A 15,390-nucleotide genomic window follows, 5' to 3' on the forward strand; every position below is an offset into this window, starting at 1 on the left:
CTATCGGCAGGCAGGCTCTGTCAGCATGTCGCCGCAACACCTGTTGGAAGCCCGCCTTTGCCATGGACCGCGCCGTCCCGGCGCGCTATCCCTGCCGGCATGAAAAAAGGCGACCATCTCTTCCTTATCGACGGCTCCGGCTACATCTTTCGCGCCTATCATGCGCTGCCGCCGCTGACCCGCAAATCCGATGGGCTGCCGGTCGGCGCGGTCTCCGGCTTCTGCAACATGTTGTGGAAGCTGATGCAGGACGCCCGCAACACCGATGTAGGCATCGTGCCGACGCATTTAGCGGTCATTTTCGATTATTCGTCGAAAACCTTCCGCAATGATCTTTACCCGGAATACAAGGCCAACCGCAACGCACCGCCCGAAGACCTGATCCCGCAATTCGGTCTGATCCGCCAGGCAACCGTGGCCTTCAACCTGCCTTGCATCGAGATCGAAGGCTACGAGGCCGACGACCTCATCGCCACTTATGCCAGGCTGGCGTGCGAGGCCGGCGGCGACACCACTATCATCTCCTCCGACAAGGATCTGATGCAGCTGGTCGGACCCACGGTCGGCATGTACGACCCGATGAAGGACCGCCAGATCGGCATCCCCGAAGTCATCGAGAAATGGGGCGTGCCGCCGGAAAAGATGATCGACCTGCAGGCGCTGACCGGCGACTCCGTCGACAATGTGCCGGGCGTACCCGGCATCGGGCCGAAAACGGCGGCGCAGCTTCTGGAACAGTTCGGCGACCTTGACGGGCTGCTCGCCCGGGCCAGCGAGATCAAGCAGGACAAGAGGCGCGAATCGATCATCGCCAATGCCGACAAGGCGCGCATATCGCGCCAGCTGGTGACGCTGAAGAACGACGTGCCGGTGACCGACGGGCTCGATGATTTCGTGCTGCATGCGCCGGATGGGCCGAAGCTTATCGGCTTTCTCAAAACCATGGAATTCACCTCGCTGACCCGCCGTGTGGCCGAGGCGACCAGCACCGAAGCCGGCGATGTGCAGGCTGTCGCCGTCACCGTCGAGCGCGCCGACACCGCGCACGGCCCCGATGTCGGTTCCGGCATAGCGGCGCCTGCGGCAACACAGGATGAAGCCAAAACCGAAACCGCCAGAGCCGGCGACGCCCCTTCGCTGCTTGCCGCACTTCGCCTGGAAACGGCCGCTGCGGCCAAAATCGATCCCGCCGCCTATGTCGCCATCCGCGACACGGCGACGCTCAAGACCTGGCTGGCCCAAGCCAAGGAGACCGGCATCGTCGCCTTCGACACCGAAACCACGTCTTCCGATCCGATGCTGGCCGACCTCATCGGTTTCTCTCTGGCGATCGGCCCCGGCCGCGCCGCCTATGTGCCGCTCGCCCACAAGAGCGGCGCCGGCGACCTGCTCGGCGGCGGCACGCTGGAGAACCAGATTCCGGTCCGCGAGGCGCTGGCGCTGCTGAAGCCGCTGCTGGAAGACAAATCGGTGCTCAAGATCGCCCAGGACGCCAAATACGACATCGTCGTCATGAGCCGCCACGGCATCGATATCGCACCCTTCGACGACACGATGTTGATTTCCTATGTGCTCGACGCCGGCACCGGCCACCACACTTTGTCCTCGCTCGCCGACAAATGGCTCGGCCATGCCACGACGCCGCTCAAGGATCTCGCCGGTTCCGGCAGAAGCTCGGTCGGCTTCGACCAGGTCGACATCGACCGGGCGACCGCCTACGCCGCCGGCCATGCCGACGTGGCGCTGCGGCTGTGGCAGGTGCTGAAGCCCCGACTTGCCGCCAAGGGCCTGGTCTCGGTCTATGAGCGGCTGGAGCGGCCGCTGGTGCCGGTGCTGGCGCGGATGGAGCAGCGCGGCATCTCGGTCGACCGCCAGATCCTGTCGCGGCTCTCCGGCGAGCTGGCGCAAGGCGCCGCACGCCTGGAAGAGGAAATCTACGGCCTTGTCGGCGAGCGCATCAACATCGGGTCGCCAAAGCAGCTGGGCGACATCCTGTTCGGCCGCATGGGCCTGCCCGGCGGCTCCAAGACCAAGACCGGGCAATGGTCGACTTCCGCGCAGCTTCTGGAGGATCTCGCCGCCGAAGGCCACGAACTGCCGCGCAAGATCGTCGACTGGCGCCAGCTGACCAAGCTGAAATCGACCTACACCGACGCGCTGCCGGGCTTCATCCATCCCGACACCAGGCGCGTCCACACCTCCTATGCGCTGGCCGCGACGACGACGGGCCGGCTTTCCTCATCCGATCCCAATCTGCAGAACATCCCGGTGCGCACCGCGGAGGGACGCAAGATCAGGACGGCCTTCATCGCCGACAAGGGCCAGAAACTGGTCTCGGCCGACTACAGCCAGATCGAACTGCGCGTGCTTGCCCACGTCGCCGAGATCCCGCAACTGAAGCAGGCCTTCGCCGATGGCGCCGACATCCACGCCATCACCGCCTCGGAAATGTTCAACGTGCCGGTCGAAGGCATGCCTTCCGAAGTGCGCCGCCGCGCCAAGGCAATCAATTTCGGCATCATCTACGGCATCTCGGCCTTTGGGCTGGCCAACCAGCTGTCGATCCCGCGCGAGGAGGCCGGCGCCTACATCAAGAAATACTTCGAGCGTTTCCCCGGCATCCGCGACTATATCGAGGCAACAAAAGCCTATGCCCGCGAGCATGGCTTCGTCGAAACCATCTTCGGCCGCCGCATCCACTATCCTGAGATCCGGTCGTCAAACCCGTCGATCCGTGCCTTCAACGAGCGCGCCTCGATCAACGCCAGGCTGCAAGGCACCGCTGCCGATATCATCCGCCGCGCCATGGTGCATATGGACGAGGCGCTGGAAAAGGCCGGCCTGTCCGCCCGCATGCTCTTGCAGGTGCATGACGAATTGATCTTCGAGACGGTTGAAGCGGAAGTCGAGGCGACGATCCCCGTGGTGCGCAGGGTGATGGAGAACGCGCCGATGCCGGCCATCTCGATGTCGGTGCCGCTGCATGTCGATGCCCGCGCAGCGAACAACTGGGACGAGGCGCATTAGCGCCGGATACGCCGCGATCCTTCACACCCCCCTCTGCCCTGCCGGGCATCTCCCCCGCAAGGGGGGAGATCAGCCGCCACTTCCGCTTTCGCCAATCTCCGACGTTGCTGCAATGGGCGCAGCGCTTGAACTGCCAATCTCCCCCCTTGCGGGGGAGATGTCCGGCAGGACAGAGGGGGGTGCTGTCCCGCCAGCGTCGAAACGTTAGGCAGCCTCAGCCAGGCACTTGGCACACGTCCCTCGAAACTCGATCACCGCCTTCTTCGCAGCAAACCCGGTCGAGCGCACCCATTCGTCCAGCCGATGGTCGACGTCATGGTCGGACATCTCCATCACCTGCCCGCATGTGTCGCAGATAGCGAAGGCTGTCATCGAATGCGTATGGTCGTGCGGTTCGGCGCAGGCGACGAAGGAGTTGAGGCTTTCCAGCCGGTGCACGAAGCCTGACTTCACCAGGCTGTCGAGCGCCCTATAGACCTGCAGCGGCGCGCGGAAACCGCGCTCGCGCAGCTGGTCGAGAAGCGTATAGGCGCTGAGCGGTCCACTGGCGGCCTCGAGCTTCTCGAGCACGCTCAGCTGATTCTTCGTCAGCACATCCCTTGCCGCCATGATCCCGTTTTCCGATCGTTTAGAGCATGATGCCGAAAAGTGTGAAGCGGTTCTCGGACGACATCATGTTCTATCTGTTTGATCCAGCGCCGCTCGCAAATCATTTCTGCCATGCGACGGTCTCAATCCCCTTGAGATAGCGATGAAGCAGGCTTTTTGCCACTGTTTCCGTTATCGCCATCGACACCATGACCACCACCGCCGATTGACGGCACCGACCACATTCAAAATACTGACAAAATTCGCGACGAAAGGTGCCGCACTTGCAAATTCGATCGGGCTTGGGGAAGCAATTATGATCAAACTGACACGACGGACGCTGCTCGTCGGCACGTCGGCGCTTGTGGCTGCCGGTACGGTTTCGTTCCGCGCTCTCGCCGCCTCGCGCACCTATCACGCGCTGCTGGTTGCCTGCACCGACTATCCGAACCTGCCGCAGAAGAACTGGCTGATCGGGCCGAAGAACGATGCCGGCCTGGTGCGCGACTATCTCCTGAAGAACACGCCCGATCCGGTGAAGTTCTCGGCCGAGAACGTGATCCTGCTCGCCAAGGACGTCGAAGGCGCCAACGGCCCGCCGACGCATGCGGCGATCAAGGCCGCCCTTGCCGACCTCGCCGGCAAGGTGCAACGCGACGATTTCGTCTATCTGCATCTGTCGGGCCACGGCGCCCAGCAGCCGCAGGCCAAGGCCGGCGACGAGACCGACGGCCTCGACGAGATTTTCCTGCCGTCCGATATCGACAAATGGATCAACCGCGAAGAGGGCGTGCCGAACGCGCTGGTCGACAACGAGGTCGGCGCCGCACTCGACGCCATCCGCGACAAGGGCGCCTTTGTCTGGGTGGTGTTCGACTGCTGCCATTCCGGCACCGCGACGCGCGCCGCGGAAGTCGATGACGAACTGGAGCGCAAGGTCGAGTTCGCCGACCTCGTCGGCGGCGACGACGCGGCGAGAGCAGCGGCGGTGAAGGCCTATGACGACATCTCGGCAAGCGCATCGCGCGGTTTCGACGAGAATGGCGGCCGCAAGCCGGCCTTCAACCTGACGCCGACCGGCGCAGAGCCGATCGCCAGGGGCAAGCTGGTCGCCTTCTATGCCGCGCAAACGGTCGAGACGACACCGGAAATGCCGCTGCCCAAGGGCACGCCCGACGCGCCGCGCTTCGGCCTGTTCACCTTCACCATCCTGTCGAAATTGGCCGAGAACCCCAACGTCACCTATCGCCAGCTCGGCCAGGCCGTGCTGCAGCAATATTCGGCCGACGGCCGCACAAGGCCGACGCCCCTGTTCGAGGGCGAACTGGACGCCCGCGTGTTCGGCACCGACAAAACCGACGCCGTCATGCAATGGCCGATTGCCGTCAAGGACGGCGATGTCGCGATCGGCGCCGGGCTGCTGCAGGGTCTGACCCCCGGCAGCAAGCTCGCCATTTTGCCTTCGGCGCTGTCGAAGCTCTCCGACGCCGTCGGCTATCTCGAAGTGAAATCGGCAAAAAACCTCGAAAGCCAGCTCGCACCGGTCGAATTCGACGGCAAGCCGGCGCTTGCGCCGACGGCGGTGCCCGCCGGCGCCTATGCGCGCGTTGCCGAACTCGCGGTCGACTACAAGCTGCTGGTGGCAAAGCCGGCGCCGACCGCAGGGCTCGAAAAAGAAACCGAGCTGGTCAATTCGGTTCTGGACGAATTGGTGGCGAAGCCGAAGTCCGGCTTCCACATCGCGCTGGTCGAGCCCGGCAAGAGCGCCGATCTGCGGCTTGCGGTGCTGCGCGAAAAATCCATGGACGGCGCTGCCGCCAACGCCAGCGACGAACCGGCGCTGTGGTTCCTGCCGGCGTCCGGCGACATCAGCCTGAAGGACGGCAGCAAGCCGCCACGCATCGTCATCGATCAGGATGGCCGCGACAAGCTTGCGGAAAACACAGCCAAGACCCTGACCACGATCTTCCGCGCCACCGGCCTGTCGCGGCTCGCCGCGGCGTCCGACTACCGGCCGGACGAGGTCAGCGTCCAGTTCCTGATCAAGCGCCAGGACAGCGATGTGCTGGAGCCGATCGAATCCTCGACGGTGCCGCGCGTTTCGCCGGGCGATCAGGTACACATTGCGGCCAAGAACGGGTCCGACGAGTTCGTCGACATCAACGTGCTCTACATCGGCAGCGACTATTCGATCACCCATATCGTCGCCGAGCGGCTGGCGCCGATCAACGAGCAGGCCGATCAGGGCCTGAAGGAAGGGCTGCTCGCCTTCACCGACACCAGCTTCGGCATGGAGCGCATGATTGCCGTGCTGACCGAGGCGCCGCCGCAGAGCGAGAAAGAGGATCTGAGCTTTCTTGCCCAGGAAGGCGTGCGCGCCGTGACGCGTGCCGCATCGGGAACGCCTGGTTTTTCCGACATGCTGGCCGACATCGGCATGGCGCCGGCAACGCGCTCCGTGATGCGGCTTGCCGACAAGAGCGGTCCCAAAGGCGCGGTGATGATCTTCCCGATGGAGACGGTGCCCCGCGCCTGACCTGACATCGCTTCGCCGGCTCTTGCCGGCGTGATATAGGAACATTCCCGGCTCGCGACACTTCTATGCGCCGCGGCTGGATGCAACAGATGAGGACATCAGTGACTATCCCCGTGCTCTCCTGGCGTGCAGCGACGGTCGGCCTTGCCGGCAGCCTGTTGCTGGTTGCCAGCGCCTCGGCGGACGAGAATTGCGGCCTGTGCGCCAAGCAGATCGTCACCAATTCCGAGCTCGCCACCTGCTTTCTCGACCAGTACGACCAGATCGCCAAGACCGGCAACACGGCCGTTGTCGTCGATCTCTCCAGCTGCGCCTCGCGCGGCGTGGTCGAGCCCTTGCCGTCACCCAGCAAGGCGGCTGCCGAACCGGACGTGCAGTTCATGATTTCGCGCACGCAGCTCGATTGCCTGAAAAAGAAGCTGGAGACACCCGGCATCGTGCTCGATCCCACCGCCATCATCCAACTGGACAGCTGCGGATGAAAAAGCCGGGGGGCGCTGCAACGCAAAAATCGCCGGCCACATCGGCGCCGGCACCGGCCAAGAAGCCGGCGACCTTGCCCGAAACCACCGAAGGCTTTCCGTGGCCGAGCAGTCACGAGATCAAGAAGGAAGCCAACCCGTTCACCGACCGCGACTGGCGCATGCTGATCTACGCCTGGTCGGGTCTCGCCGTGCGCCTGGCGATCGTCTTCACCTTGGGCTTCTCGGTCTTCCAGTTTCTCGCAAACCAGGAACAGAAGCGCGTCGAGCAGACGATGTCGCTGGTCGAGCTTTGGGAAAGCAAGGACTTTCAGCAGGCGCAACGCGCGCTCAAGGAGCGCCTGTCGGCACTCAACGCCAAATACGACAATCTGCTCAGCGCCACGCCGTCGCCAACCGAGGAACAAGTGTTTCGGCAACGCATCGGGATCGAGGCGATGACTGCCGGCGGCGGCACCATGCCGATCGCCGACTTCAACGACAATTTCGATCGCATCGTCTATTTCCTCAATCGTCTCTCGATCTGCGTCGAGGGCAAGCTCTGTTCGCGCGATGTCGCCGATGCCTATTTCCGCGACTATGCGGTGTCGTTCTGGAGCTATTTTGCCGGCTACATCGAAAAAGAACGCAAGGCCGGTTCCGCCAATTATGCCCAGGCGATCGAGAATTATGTGCGTCACGGGTCGCCGCCGCCCGCCGACTCCAAATAGCGGCGCAACAAGGTGCCGGGCAGCTCCCATCCCTTGCGTGCTATCCGGTGGCTAATCCTGGTCGGTCTTCTGGCGTTAACGTCAACCGCCGGTGCCGAGGACCTCGATTTCCACCTCGATCTCAACACCGGCGGCCACAGCGCCAGGGTCACCGACCTTGCCTTCACGCCGGACGGCGAGGAACTGGTCTCCGCATCTGACGACAAGACCATCCGCATCTGGGACTGGCAGAGCGGGGTGACGCTCCGCACCATCCGCGGTTATCTTGGCAATGGCAATGACGGCAAGGTCTTTGCGATTGCCGTGTCGCCGGATGGCAAGACGATCGCCGCCGGCGGTTATTTCGGCGCCGGCATCGGCGACAAGCCCCCTTATGGCGATGTCAGGCTGTTCGATTTCACCACCGGCAAGATCAAAACCGTGCTCAAGGCCGCCGACTATGCCATCTATGATGTCGCCTTTTCACCCGACGGAAACACGCTCGCCGCCGGCGGTGGCGATGGTTTCGTCTACCTCTGGCGGGCGGACGACAAATCCGCGTCGGGCTGGACGCTGACGGAAAAACTCGATGCCGATTCCTGGCGTGTGGAAAAGCTCGCCTTCGCCGCTGCGGGAACCCGGCTGGTGGCGACGACCACCGACAACGGCATAAGGCTCTGGGACATCGCCAAGTCAGAGGAAATCGCTTTACCCGCCGAGGCCGAACCGCTGCGCGATGTCGGCGTCGCCGCACTCGCCGTGTCATTGGATGGCAGCCTGTTCGCCACCGGCAGCAAGGACGGCGACGTCCAGCTCTGGCAGGCCAGCACCGGCAAATTCGTCCGCGCCATGCCGAAGCAGGATTTCCAGATCGGCGCTCTGAGCTTCGCCACGGGTTCGCGGCTTGTTGCGTCATGCAGCTATCGCTGCGCCGACAAGCATCGCTCGGCGGTCTGGAATACCGACAGCGGCGAGCAACTGCTCGATTATAACGGCCATGACGGCACGGTCTTTGCTGGCGCCGGCAATGCCGACGGCTCGCTGGTGGCGACAGCCGGCGGCACCCGCAACGCCATCCAGGTCTGGAACCCCATGACCGGCGAGCGCAAGGCGCTGCTGCAAGGGGTCGGCGAACCGGTGACGGCGATCGGGATCGATGCGGCGAGCAGCTCCATCGCTTGGGGCAACACCAACCCCTGCCCTGAACGCGTGTCCTGTCCCGAGCTGCAGGGCACGCTGGACAAGGTGCTGGCGCTACCGACGGCCGAGCGGTTCTTCGAGGACCCGGTGGCGTTTGCGGAACAGGGCGCCTATGCCCGCGCGGCACTCGCAGAGGGTGAGTGGTCGCTCCGTGCTGCCCCCGGCGGCAAGGACGGCCTGGAGAATGCCGTGCTCGAAATCGCGAGCGGCGGAAAGGTGATGCACAGCATCGAGAATTCCGCCACCAATGGCTTCGTCCATTCGGCTTACACGCTGATCGGCAATGGGCTTGGCCTGATCACCGGCGGCAGCGACGGCACGCTGTTGGAATACAAAACCGCGACCGCCGAGGTATCGGGTGAATTCACCGGCCACACCGGCGAGATCAACGCCATGGTTGCCGCCGAGAAGGAAGGGCTGTTGGTCACCGGCAGCGCTGACCAGACCGTGCGGCTGTGGAATTTGAAGACACACAAACTGATAGTGTCGATGTTCTTCGCCGGCTCCGAATGGATCGCCTGGATGCCGCAGGGCTACTATTATTCCTCCGCCGATGGCGACAAGTTGATCGGCTGGCACGTCAATCAGGGCCGCGGCCACGAAGGGCGTTTCATCAGCGCCGGCCAGCTGAAGAAATATCTCTGGAGCCCGGAAATGGTGCGCCGGGCCATCATCCTGCGCAGCGCCGAACAGGCGGTCCAGGAAATGCGCCCCGGCGTCGACCGCCAGCTGGAAAAGCTGCTCGAGCGCAAACCGCCGGAATTCGGCATCAAGCTTGCCGCCGACCAGAGCAACGTCCGCGAGGGCTATGTCGCCGTCGAGATTTCGGGCGCGCAGGAAGCCGGCGCCGATGTCGCCGGATTTTCGATCCTGTCGAACAGCCGCAATGTCGGCGATGTCACCGCACGGTCAATCGATGGTGGCAAGAGCACCATCGTCGAAGTGCCGGTCGAGAATGGCGAAAATACCATTCGCATCACCGGCACCAACGAGTTCGGCTATCTGACCGAGCGCAGTGTCACAGCGCTTGCCAGGAAAACCGAAAATCCAGCCAACAAGGGCAAGCTCTACGTCGCCGTGATCGGCGTCGACAAATATCCTTTCCTCACCGATGCATGCGCCGGCCACGCCTGCGATCTGCGCTATCCCGTCGATGACGCCACCGAATTCCTCAAGGTGATCTCGCAGAAATCCGCGCCCTTGTTTTCGGCGATGGAGACGCTGGTTCTGGTCAACCGCGAAGCGCTGGATGAGGCGCCCGATACCGGCAAGGACGTGTTCAAGGTCGCCAGCGCCGACACCATCCTGGAACCGGATTCCGACACCATCGACGACCAGCTCGCCGATTTCCTCGACAAACCCGGCGAGAACGACACCACCATCATTTTCGTCGCCGGTCACGGCATCAACATCGACGAAGACTATTATTTCATCCCCACGGACGGCCGCAAACAGGATCCCGACCGCTGGAAGCGCTCCTCGCTGGTCGACTGGGGCGACATCCAGAAATCGGTTGAGCGGGCCAAGGGCATGCGCTTCATGCTGCTCGACACCTGCCACGCCGCCAACGCCTTCAACCCGCGCCTGGAAAAAGACGCGCAGGACGCACGCATCGTCGTCTTCTCGGCCACCGCTGCCAACAACACCGCCGCCGAACTGCCCGAGCTCGGCCATGGCGTCTTCACCTATTCGATCCTCGAAGGCCTGCGCGGCCGGGCCAAGACCTCCGACGGCGGCGTGACGCTGTTCGGCCTCGCCGACTACATTTCGCGCGAAGTGCTGCGGCTGACCGCGTCCAAGCAGAAGCCGTTCTACTATGTCGGCGGCGTGGAGAACATTGTGCTGGCTGAGCCGTGAGAGGTCGGCACCCAGGCACCCACCTCTGGCCTGCCGGCCATCTCCCCCGCAAGGGGGGAGATCAGTCTCTTCATTGCTGGAGATCTATTTTCAAGGTTGATGATTGGCGAAAGTCGAGGCGACATCCAATCTCCCCCCTTGCGGGGGAGATGTCCGGCAGGACAGCGGGGGGTGCCTGGGCACGGACCAGCATTCTGGTCTTTGCCACCGCCTTGCTTATCCTCTCAGTGCTTCAAGCGTCTGCCGCCCCCATCACCTGCCCGCCCGGCGACACAAACTTCCCGTCCTTCTACTCCGACCCCACACTCTTCACCGACGCCATCGCCGCCGTCGCCAGAATCGAGCCGTCCAACCAACGCCTCACCGGCATCACAGTCCCCCACCACCTGCTCGTCGCAGATCTCGTCGCACTCGGTTTCCACGCCGCGTCCGGCTTCCGCTACAAGCGCATCGTCATCCTGTCGCCGGACCATTTCCACGAGACGCAGAAACTCTTCGCCACGACGCCGCGCGGTTTTGAAACAGTGCTCGGTCCAGTCCAGGCCGACACGGAAGCCGTGCACCTTCTGGAAGCGAACCGCGACATGGTCGAAGACTCCTGCCTGTTCGCCAGGGAGCATGGCGTGCAGGCGATGCTGCCTTTCCTGCATCACTATTTCCCCGAAGCTGAAATCGTGCCGGTGGCGATGTCGGTCAAAGCCAAGCGAGCCGACTGGGACCGGCTGGCGCAGGCGCTGAAAGCGATCGTCGACAAGGACACGCTGATCGTCGAATCCACCGATTTCTCCCACTATCTGCCGCAGCACGAAGCCAGGCGTTTCGACCAGCAGACGCTGAACATGCTCGCCGCCGGGTCGCTCGACGGCATCGCGGCGCTGCGCCAGCCGGATCACGCCGATTCGGTCGGTGCGCTCTATATCCAGACCAGGCTGCAGCGCGAACTGTTCGGTGCTGCGCCGCTGGTCGTCGCCAACGAGAACTCGCAGGCGCATTCAAGCGACTATGTCGAGCGCACCACCAGCTATGTCGTGGCGCTGTTCGGCGCCTTCGGCCCCGGCTTCAACAATCCTGCCCGTCCCGACGACAAGCTCTACTATTTCGCGGGCGACGTGAATTTCGCCCGCGCCATGAAGAAGATCCTGGTCCGCGACGGTGTTGCCGAGAAGATCGTCGAAAGCGTGCTGGCCCTGACCCGCTCGCGGCCGCTGATCGTCAATCTCGAAGGCGTGATCCTGCCCAACGTCCCTGAGGCGATCGACGACATGACGCTGGCCATGCCCGCAGACCTCGCCATCGACATGCTCAAGAAATTGCATGTCGCCGCTGTCAGCCTCGCCAACAATCACGCCTACGACCTCGGCCCGTCAGGCTATGCCGAGACGCTGGCCGCACACGATGCGGCCGGCATCGCCCATTTCGGGCAGGGCGAGACGCTGGCGCTTGCCGATCTCGACCTGGTCGGGCTGACCGACATCGATACCAACGGCTCCAGGAACACCGACCTTCTGACGCCTGCTTTGCTCGACCGGCTGCTGCACGACAATGCCGAGCGGCCGGTGATTGCCTTCGTCCATTGGGGCCGCGAGTACAAGACGGAGCCGTCGCCGCGCGAGGAGATGCTTGCCGACCAGATGCGGCTGCGCGGTGTCACGGCAATCGTCGGCGGCCATCCGCATGTATCGAGCGAGGCGATCCTTCCGCTCGGCGGCGGCGATGTTGCGGAGATCTATTCGCTCGGCAATTTCCTGTTCGACCAGAAGGCCGAACGATCGTCTGGGTCGATGCTGGAACTCAGGGTGTTCAGCCAGGGCACGATCTTTGCCAGGCTGATCCCGCTGCCCAATTATTTCGAGATGGGCTCGAAATAACGCGATTCCCGAAAGGACGTGACAGGACCTCAACAGCCTTGCAGATCTTCCGGCAGATAGCAGACCGCCGGCTTGGTGCTGGTTTCAAACAGCGACTGCTTCGGCCTGAAATAGAAGAACGTGGCCGGCTTGCTCTCCCGTGTGCTGCCATCGGCGAAATGGGCGGCGATGCTGAAGCGATGGATCGACGACATTGACGACCACATTTTCAGCCGTGCCGTGTAGGCGCTGAGATTCTTGTTGCCGCGCACCGGCATGGGGATGCTGTAATCGGTCTTGCCGATCGGAAATTCGATGTTCTGGTAGCGTAGCGCTTCGGGCGACGCGCCGCCGCCATCGCCGCATTCGGCGAGCGATTCTGGGACCTCGATGCTGACCAGCGAGACGATGACGCGAAACGGCTCGCTCTGCTGGTAGACAGCGCCCTGATCGTCCGCCCAGGAATAATCGAGCTTGCCAATCCCGGTCACGCTCATTTTCTCGACGCTGCCGCTGATGTAATCGGCAACGTCGCCGAACTTGACCTTGTTGGCCACCTGGGCGCGGCAGACATCCAGGCTGTCCCTTGACGGGCAGGTGAAGCGCTCGGTCTCGAGCGTGGTTGTGTCGACGCCGGCTTCAATCAGCACGTTCTTGATCGAGACGTCGACGCCGTCGCCGAAAGTGCCGATGTCCTTCGTGAACGTGCGGCTCGGCTCGCCGGTCGCGTTGTCCTCCTCGTCGGTCCTGGTGAACTGGATCGACATCTTCATGTCTTTCACGTCGCCCCAGCCATTGTTGACGATCGAGAAGTCGGGGCGGAAGCCGACGCAGCCATAATGCTCGCTGATCGACAGCATCGGCTTGCGGTAGGCCTCGCTCGCGGCCACCTTCATTTCCAGGCTGTCGATCTTGACCCTCGACCGGTCGGTGGTCTTGAGGTCGACTTCGGCGAAGGCCGGCGCCGTCTCCCAGTCCATGCCTTCATAGACATTGCCGGTACGAATCTCTCCGGTGCCGTTCCAGGCATCATTGTACTGGTCCGACACCGGATAGATCGCGATGTCTTCGTCGCGCACGAGATGCTGGTACTGCATGTCGGCCTGCTGCGTCATGCGCTGGTCGACGGCAATGCCGATCTCGACCTTGTCGGCGGAACCGCCGCCGGTCTGCGCCTTGAGCAACCCGCCCACTCTGGCATCGGCCAGCACATCGGGGCGCGCACCGCCGATCTCCTTGCCCATCGCCCATTGCGACCAGTAGACGGTGCCGCCGGGCAACCGGGTGCGGCCCTTGCCGTCCTTCAGCCCATCGGCAAAAGAGCCGACGAATATCTTGCCTGTCTTCGTCTCCAGCCTGCCCTCGCCATTCGGCACACCGGCCCTGAATTGCCCTTCATAGCGATTGCCGTCGGCATCGACATGGATCGCATGGCCGTCGAGCTGGCCGGCGACCCAACGGCCGTCGAGAATCTCGCCTGAACGCAGCTCCAGCCGGCCTTGTCCATCGGGGCGGCCATTCCTGATCTCGCCGAAATAGCTGGAATAGATCGTCTTGGGGTCGTAGCTCGCCGAGCCGCGTACGCGCCAGACCAGCCTGCCCTTGCCGTTGACGGTGCCGTCGGCTGCGACGGTGCGGTCCGGCGACACGCCGGACGCCGGCTCCCAGGTGAAATCAAGACCCAATTCCGGGTGGGAATCCCAGACCCGTACATTCTTGCGCAGCACCGAACGTGTTTCGCTTTTATAGAGGATTTGCACCCGCTCGGCCCAGGCGCCATCGGGTGTGGCACCGCCTTGATCGGCCATAGCGGAAAAGCATGTCAGTGCGGCCAGCATGGATGCAGCCGCCATCGCTTTGACTCCGAAGATCATTCTTGCCCGCGCCATCTTACCCAACCCCTTGGATCGCCTAGCGTAAGCACCGCTGTAACACAGTGCAAGAGAGGTGTTTCGATACAAAAAAACCGGCGGCGGGAACGTCCCGCCGCCGGTTTGGTAGTGCTGGTTATCGCCGCTGTTTGCCGGCGAAAGATCGGGCCTTATTTGTACAGGCTGTTGATCCACGCCACGTTGGCAGCGTTCAGGCGCACCGCAGTGTTGGCGTTGGGGCTTTCGGCCACGTTCACGCCGGTGACGACGCGCTGCTTGGCGCCATTGTCGTAGGCGTAGACCGAGCTGCCGCTCGACCCCGGATAGGTGTCGCAGTCGTACTGGAAATACTCCGCGCCGACGTTTTCGGCTTTCACTTCGCAGGTCGCCTTCCACATCGTTCCCATCGGCTTGTCGCCGGGATAGCCAACGATGTTTGCGGTGAAATCGCCGAGGTTCTCATAGTTGGCATAACCCAGCCAGCCGAGATTGGTGCCGACATCCTGCTTCAGCGTAATGATGCCGAGGTCCCACGGAATGACCGAGCCGTAGTAACCCTGATAATTGTCGATGAAGCCCTGCAGGATATAGACGCTCTCGTAGCTGAAAGCGCCAAACGGTGCATCGTCGGCGGTGTTGCCGTTGAGCGACGGCACGAAGATGACGTCGTCGAGCCAAGCCTTGTCTTCATTGCTGTAGAGGCAATGCGCGGCGGTGAGCACCGTGCGCGGACCGATCAGGGTTCCCGAGCAGCTGCCATAACCGCTCTTGGCTTTGCCTTCGATATACCCGATCGCGGTGAACGGGTAGGTCTTGGTGTTCTTGATCTGCTCGCGATCGTCGGCCCCGAACACCTGGCGGCCGGCTTCGTCGCCGCCCGTCAATCCGGTCTTGTCGGCGTTCGGTGTGTTGGCGGGCGCGTTCAATTCCTTGATGACAAGGTCCTTCAGCGTCTCGCCTGCATCGATCTTGATGTCCTTGCCATCGGCGGAACGTCCGACGATGCCATAGGATTTGACCGCCGCGCCCTCGTCGGTCAGCGGCGCTGCCCGGCTGGCTTCATCTTCGGTCAGTTTCGGCGGCGCGATCGGCTTTGCACGGCCGGGCTGGTAGTCGCCCGTTCCGAGATCGCGCATGCTTTCGCCATTGCCGGCATTCGCTGAGCCGGGATCGGCGGCGAAGGCAGGCATCGTCCACAGTGCGGTGGATAGCAGTGCGGACGCAATGATAGTGCTTGTCAGTTTCGTCATGGTGAGACTCTCCCAAAAGTCAGCAAGGAGTGGAGCAAAATAC

Annotated in this window: 9 protein-coding genes; 6 read left to right on the forward strand and 3 right to left on the reverse strand. The window is 63.1% G+C overall.

Annotated elements, in window-relative coordinates; all coding sequences use genetic code 11:
• The first annotated feature begins 99 nt into the window (after positions 1-99).
• Positions 100-3,027 carry a DNA polymerase I gene (gene polA, locus NKI31_RS05845; protein WP_352650800.1) on the forward strand — a complete coding sequence of 976 codons (2,928 nt, stop codon included), beginning with the start codon at positions 100-102 and terminating at the stop codon, positions 3,025-3,027.
• Between the two features lie 204 nt (positions 3,028-3,231).
• On the opposite strand, the gene NKI31_RS05850 is transcribed toward polA, so the two are convergent.
• Positions 3,232-3,636 carry a Fur family transcriptional regulator gene (locus NKI31_RS05850; protein WP_023669789.1) on the reverse strand — a complete coding sequence of 135 codons (405 nt, stop codon included), beginning with the start codon at positions 3,634-3,636 and terminating at the stop codon, positions 3,232-3,234.
• A gap of 295 nt (positions 3,637-3,931) precedes the next feature.
• Here NKI31_RS05850 and NKI31_RS05855 point away from each other — a divergent pair, with 295 nt between their 5' ends.
• From NKI31_RS05855 to amrB, 5 genes are all read left to right on the forward strand, one after another.
• Positions 3,932-6,151 carry a caspase family protein gene (locus NKI31_RS05855; RefSeq protein WP_352650802.1) on the forward strand — a complete coding sequence of 740 codons (2,220 nt, stop codon included), beginning with the start codon at positions 3,932-3,934 and terminating at the stop codon, positions 6,149-6,151.
• Positions 6,152-6,240: 89 nt separating this feature from the next.
• Positions 6,241-6,633, forward strand: a complete 393-nt coding sequence (locus tag NKI31_RS05860; RefSeq protein WP_027049727.1) for a hypothetical protein — start codon at positions 6,241-6,243, stop codon at positions 6,631-6,633.
• Entirely contained in the window at positions 6,630-7,343 is a 714-nt protein-coding gene (locus NKI31_RS05865; RefSeq protein WP_023686599.1) for a DUF4760 domain-containing protein, read from the forward strand. The genes NKI31_RS05860 and NKI31_RS05865 overlap by 4 nt, the downstream gene beginning before the upstream one ends.
• 12 nt (positions 7,344-7,355) lie before the next feature.
• Entirely contained in the window at positions 7,356-10,379 is a 3,024-nt protein-coding gene (locus NKI31_RS05870) for a hypothetical protein (protein WP_352650805.1), read from the forward strand.
• Positions 10,380-10,528: 149 nt separating this feature from the next.
• Positions 10,529-12,247, forward strand: coding sequence for an AmmeMemoRadiSam system protein B (gene amrB, locus NKI31_RS05875; RefSeq protein WP_352650807.1), 1,719 nt, complete (start codon positions 10,529-10,531; stop codon positions 12,245-12,247).
• A 29-nt stretch (positions 12,248-12,276) separates the two neighbouring features.
• Here amrB and NKI31_RS05880 read toward each other — a convergent pair whose 3' ends face one another.
• Both NKI31_RS05880 and NKI31_RS05885 read right to left on the reverse strand, forming a co-directional pair.
• A complete protein-coding gene (locus NKI31_RS05880) occupies positions 12,277-14,079 on the reverse strand; it encodes an MORN repeat-containing protein (protein WP_352650809.1) in 1,803 nt (600 codons plus the stop codon).
• 188 nt (positions 14,080-14,267) lie between these two features.
• Complete coding sequence (locus tag NKI31_RS05885) at positions 14,268-15,347, reverse strand: trypsin-like serine peptidase (protein ID WP_352650811.1); 1,080 nt, start codon at positions 15,345-15,347, stop codon at positions 14,268-14,270.
• Positions 15,348-15,390: the final 43 nt, after the last annotated feature.

Source organism: Mesorhizobium sp. M0659 (genome assembly GCF_040320605.1).
Classification (GTDB): domain Bacteria; phylum Pseudomonadota; class Alphaproteobacteria; order Rhizobiales; family Rhizobiaceae; genus Mesorhizobium.

Coding starts and splice junctions, on each gene's coding strand:
- polA (WP_352650800.1), top strand. CDS start 100: ATGAAAAAAGGCGACCATCTCTTCCTTATCGACGGCTCCGGCTACATC.
- NKI31_RS05850 (WP_023669789.1), bottom strand. CDS start 3,636: ATGGCGGCAAGGGATGTGCTGACGAAGAATCAGCTGAGCGTGCTCGAG.
- NKI31_RS05855 (WP_352650802.1), top strand. CDS start 3,932: ATGATCAAACTGACACGACGGACGCTGCTCGTCGGCACGTCGGCGCTT.
- NKI31_RS05860 (WP_027049727.1), top strand. CDS start 6,241: ATGAGGACATCAGTGACTATCCCCGTGCTCTCCTGGCGTGCAGCGACG.
- NKI31_RS05865 (WP_023686599.1), top strand. CDS start 6,630: ATGAAAAAGCCGGGGGGCGCTGCAACGCAAAAATCGCCGGCCACATCG.
- amrB (WP_352650807.1), top strand. CDS start 10,529: ATGTCCGGCAGGACAGCGGGGGGTGCCTGGGCACGGACCAGCATTCTG.
- NKI31_RS05880 (WP_352650809.1), bottom strand. CDS start 14,079: ATGGCGGCTGCATCCATGCTGGCCGCACTGACATGCTTTTCCGCTATG.
- NKI31_RS05885 (WP_352650811.1), bottom strand. CDS start 15,347: ATGACGAAACTGACAAGCACTATCATTGCGTCCGCACTGCTATCCACC.